A 4,689-nucleotide genomic window follows, 5' to 3' on the forward strand; every position below is an offset into this window, starting at 1 on the left:
GTCTTTGTAGAGGACGGGGGACCGGTTGTGCAACTAGTTGCATAATGGTGTGCGGCACATTGGCGGGGGTTTTTCGCCCCCGCCGCCCCTTCCCGTCCCGTTCCTGGGGGCTGCCGCCCCCAGACCCCCGCTTCGGCCCTGAAGGGGCCTCGCCCTCAAGCGCCGGACGGGCTGGGGATGCCTGGGCTTGATGGATGCGGCGCACGGGTGGTGTGTCTCTCGCTCCATTTACTTGGACGTCCTAGTATTCTGTTTATTAGGACGTCCTAGTAAATCGACAGCCCGCGCCTCCGACGCGTTTTGGGAAGGTCCCCATGACCGTGAACGATCTCCACCGCCCCGTGCACCCCGTCCGTCTGGTCACCGCCTCCGCGCTGTTCGACGGGCACGACGCGTCGATCAACATCATGCGGCGGATCTTCCAGTCCCAGGGGGCCGAGGTCATCCACCTGGGGCACAACCGCTCGGTGCGGGAGGTCGTGGACGCGGCGTTGGAGGAGGACGCCCATGGCGTCGCCGTGTCGTCGTACCAGGGTGGGCATGTCGAGTATTTCGAGTATCTCGTCGAGTCGTTGCGCGGGCAGGGCGCCGAGCACATCCAGGTGGTCGGGGGTGGCGGCGGCGTCATCGTGCCCGAGGAGATCGCCCGGCTGCGCCGCAGTGGCGTGACCATCTTCTCGCCCGAGGACGGGCAGCGGATGGGCCTCGCCGGGATGGTCAACTCCGTCGTCAAGGACTGCGGCTTTGATCTTTGGGACAGTAAGGCCGTCGACGCCGCCGCCGTCCTGACCGGTGACCGGTTCGCCATCGCCCGCGCCATCACCGGCGCGGAGCTGGGCAAGCTGCCCCCCGAGCTGCTGGAGCAGGTGCGCGTCGCCGCCGCTGCACGGGTCGCGCCCGTGCTCGGTATCACCGGTACCGGCGGCTCGGGGAAGTCGTCGCTGACCGACGAACTGGTCCGGCGGTTCCGGGTCGACCAGCAGGACAAGCTGCGGATCGCGGTGATCGCCGTCGACCCGACCCGGCGTCGTGGCGGCGGCGCGCTGCTCGGTGACCGGATCCGGATGAACTCCCTGGACGGACAGCGCGTCTTCTTCCGGAGCCTCGCCACCCGTGGCAGCCGTGAGCTGCCCGAGCACCTGTCCGACGTGATCGACGTCGTCAAGGCGGCCGGGTTCGACCTGGTGATCGTGGAGACGCCGGGCATCGGGCAGGGCGACGCGGCGATCGTGCCGTACGTCGACACGTCGATGTACGTGATGACGCCGGAGTTCGGCGCCGCCTCGCAGCTGGAGAAGATCGACATGCTCGACTTCGCCGACGTCGTGGCGATCAACAAGTTCGAGCGGCGCGGCGCCAAGGACGCCATGCGTGACGTGGGCCGGCAGATGGTCCGAAATCGAGAGGCCTTCGGCATGCGGCCCGAGGACATGCCGGTGTTCGGCACCTCCGCCGCCACCTTCAACGACGACGGGGTCACCGCGCTCTACCAGTATCTGCGGGACGGTCTGGCCGAGCGCGGGCTGCCGCTGTCCGAAGGCGCCCTGGAGCCGGTCGGCGTACGGCACTCCTCCGGCATCCGGCGTGTGGTGCCCGCCGAGCGGGTGCGCTACCTCGCCGAGATCACCGAGGTGGTCCGGAACTACCACGCCCGGACCGAGTCGCTCGCCGAAGCGGCCCGGCGTGTGCAGCGGCTGGACGCCGTCCGGGACGAGCTCGTGGCGGCCGGGGCCGACGCGGGGAGCGTCGAGTCGCTGCTCGCCGACGCCCGTCGGAGCCTCCCGCACGACCTCGGGGACCAGATCCTGAACTGGCCCGCGGTGGTGGCGTCGTACTCCGGTGACGAGCAGGTCGTGAAGGTACGGGACCGGGAGATCCGTACGAAGCTGAACCGTGAGTCCCTCTCGGGGAACCGGATTCCCCGGGTCGCGCTGCCCGCCTTCACCGACCACGGCGAGCTGGTGCGGTTCTGGCGCCGGGAGAACCTGCCCGGCCTCTTCCCGTTCACCGCCGGGGTGTTCCCCTTCAAGCGCGACGGCGAGGACCCGGCGCGGATGTTCGCCGGAGAGGGCGACCCGTTCCGTACGAACCGGCGCTTCAAGTTGCTGTCCGAGGGCCAGCCGGCCACCCGGCTGTCCACCGCCTTCGACTCCGTCACCCTCTACGGCCGTGACCCCGACGAACGCCCCGACATCTACGGCAAGGTCGGCACGTCCGGCGTCTCCGTCGCCACCCTGGACGACATGAAGGCGCTCTACGACGGGTTCGACCTCGTCGCGCCCACCACCTCGGTGTCGATGACGATCAACGGCCCGGCGCCGACCGTCCTGGCGTTCTTCCTCAACACCGTCATCGACCAGCAGACGGAGAAATTCCGTGCGGCGGAGGGGCGCGAGCCGTCGCCGGAGGAGGCCGTCGAGCTGCGGGCGCACGCCCTCGCGAACGTGCGCGGGACCGTGCAGGCCGACATCCTCAAGGAGGACCAGGGGCAGAACACCTGCCTGTTCTCCACCGAGTTCAGCCTGCGGATGATGGCCGACATCCAGGAGTGGTTCATCGAGCAGAAGGTCCGCAACTTCTACTCCGTGTCCATCTCCGGCTACCACATCGCCGAGGCCGGCGCGAACCCCATCAGCCAGCTCGCCTTCACCCTGGCCAACGGATTCACCTACGTCGAGGCCTACTTGGCGCGCGGCATGGACATCGACGACTTCGCGCCCAACCTGTCGTTCTTCTTCTCCAACGGCATGGACCCGGAGTACTCGGTGCTCGGCCGGGTCGCCCGCCGGATCTGGGCCGTCGCGATGAAGGAGCGGTACGGCGCGGGCGAGCGCAGCCAGAAGCTGAAGTACCACGTGCAGACCTCCGGGCGTTCCCTGCACGCCCAGGAGATGGACTTCAACGACATCCGCACCACCCTGCAGGGCCTGATCGCCATCTACGACAACGCCAATTCGCTGCACACCAACGCCTATGACGAGGCCGTCACCACCCCGTCCGAGGAGTCGGTGCGGCGGGCGCTGGCGATCCAGCTGATCATCAACCGTGAGTGGGGCCTCGCCATGAACGAGAACCCCCTCCAGGGGTCGTTCATCATCGACCAGCTCACCGACCTGGTCGAGGAGGCCGTGCTCGCCGAGTTCGACCGCATCAATGAGAGGGGGGGTGTGCTCGGCGCCATGGAGACCGGCTACCAGCGCGGACGCATCCAGGACGAGTCGATGCTGTACGAGCAGCGCAAGCACGACGGCACGCTGCCGATCATCGGCGTCAACACCTTCCGTCGGCCCGGCGGCGAGGGAGCGCCCCACGAGGTCGAGCTGGCCCGTGCCACGGAGACGGAGAAGGAGTCCCAGCTCGCGCGCGTCCGCGACTTCCAGACCGCGCACGCGGCGGAGGCCACGCAGGCACTCGCCCGTCTGAAGGAGGCCGCCGTGGGCGGCGACAACGCGTTCGACGCGCTGATGGCGGCGGCCAGGGTGTGCACGCTGCGCCAGGTCACCGAGGCGTTCTTCGAGATCGGGGGCCAGTACCGGAGGAACGTCTGAGGACGGCCGGGGATGGCCGGGGGCGGCGGGTGGATGGCTGGGGGGCCGCCGCAGTCCGGCCGCAGTCGGGCCGCAAGTCCGGCTGCTGTCCGGCCGAAGTCCGGCTGCTGTCCGGCTGAGGAAGCTTCCCGATCCTTGACCCCCGCTCGGTGCTCCATGATGCTGTGTTGCGACACATGAGATGTGTGCCGTAATGAGCAACATCCGGGTTCTGTTTCAGCCGAGGAGTGGCCATGACTCACCAGGTCCGTGCTGTCGTCGCGCGGGGGAAGGGCGCCCCCGTCAGCCTGGAGACGATCCTCGTGCCGGACCCCGGTCCGGGTGAGGCGCTGGTCCAGATCCAGGCCTGCGGGGTCTGTCACACCGACCTGCACTACCGCGAGGGCGGGATCAACGACGACTTCCCCTTCCTGCTCGGCCATGAGGCGGCCGGTGTCGTGGAGTCGGTGGGGGCGGGGGTGACGGATGTGGCGCCCGGTGACTTCGTGATCCTCAACTGGCGTGCTGTGTGCGGGAATTGCCGGGCCTGTCTGCGTGGGCGTCCGTGGTACTGCTTCAACACGCACAACGCCGAGCTGTCCCCGGCCCTCGGTATCGGCGCCTTCGCCGAGAAGACCCTTGTCGCGGCCGGGCAGTGCACCAAGGTCGATCCGGCCGCCTCGGCCGCTGTCGCCGGGCTGCTGGGGTGTGGCGTGATGGCCGGTATCGGTGCCGCCATCAACACCGGGAACGTCGGGCGCGGTGACACGGTGGCCGTCATCGGCTGCGGTGGGGTCGGGGACGCGGCGGTCGTCGGGTCGAACCTGGCCGGCGCCGCGAAGATCATCGCCGTCGACATCGACGACAAGAAGCTCGCGACCGCCCGCGAACTGGGCGCGACCCACACGGTCAACTCCAAGGACACCGACGCCGTCGAGGCGATCCGTGAACTGACCGGCGGCCACGGCGCCGACGTGGTCATCGAGGCGGTGGGCCGCCCGGAGACGTACAAGCAGGCGTTCTACGCCCGTGACCTCGCCGGGACCGTGGTCCTGGTCGGGGTGCCGACGCCGGAGATGAAGCTGGAGCTCCCGCTGATCGACGTGTTCGGGCGGGGCGGCTCGCTGAAGTCGTCCTGGTACGGCGACTGCCTGCCCTCCCG

The 4,689-nt window shown here is 69.0% G+C and carries 2 protein-coding genes; both read left to right on the forward strand.

Features of this window, described 5'->3' with window-relative positions; translation table 11 throughout:
- Positions 1 to 320: 320 nt before the first annotated feature.
- Positions 321 to 3,548 (forward strand): fused isobutyryl-CoA mutase/GTPase IcmF, encoded by a 3,228-nt coding sequence (gene icmF, locus ADL01_RS17830; RefSeq protein WP_053743001.1) that lies wholly within the window; start codon positions 321 to 323, stop codon positions 3,546 to 3,548.
- 233 nt (positions 3,549 to 3,781) lie between these two features.
- Positions 3,782 to 4,689: S-(hydroxymethyl)mycothiol dehydrogenase (locus ADL01_RS17835; protein ID WP_053743000.1), on the forward strand; the 908-nt coding region annotated here is incomplete at its 3' end.

It is taken from the genome of Streptomyces sp. NRRL WC-3618, from assembly GCF_001280005.1.
Taxonomy (GTDB): Bacteria; Actinomycetota; Actinomycetes; order Streptomycetales; family Streptomycetaceae; genus Streptomyces.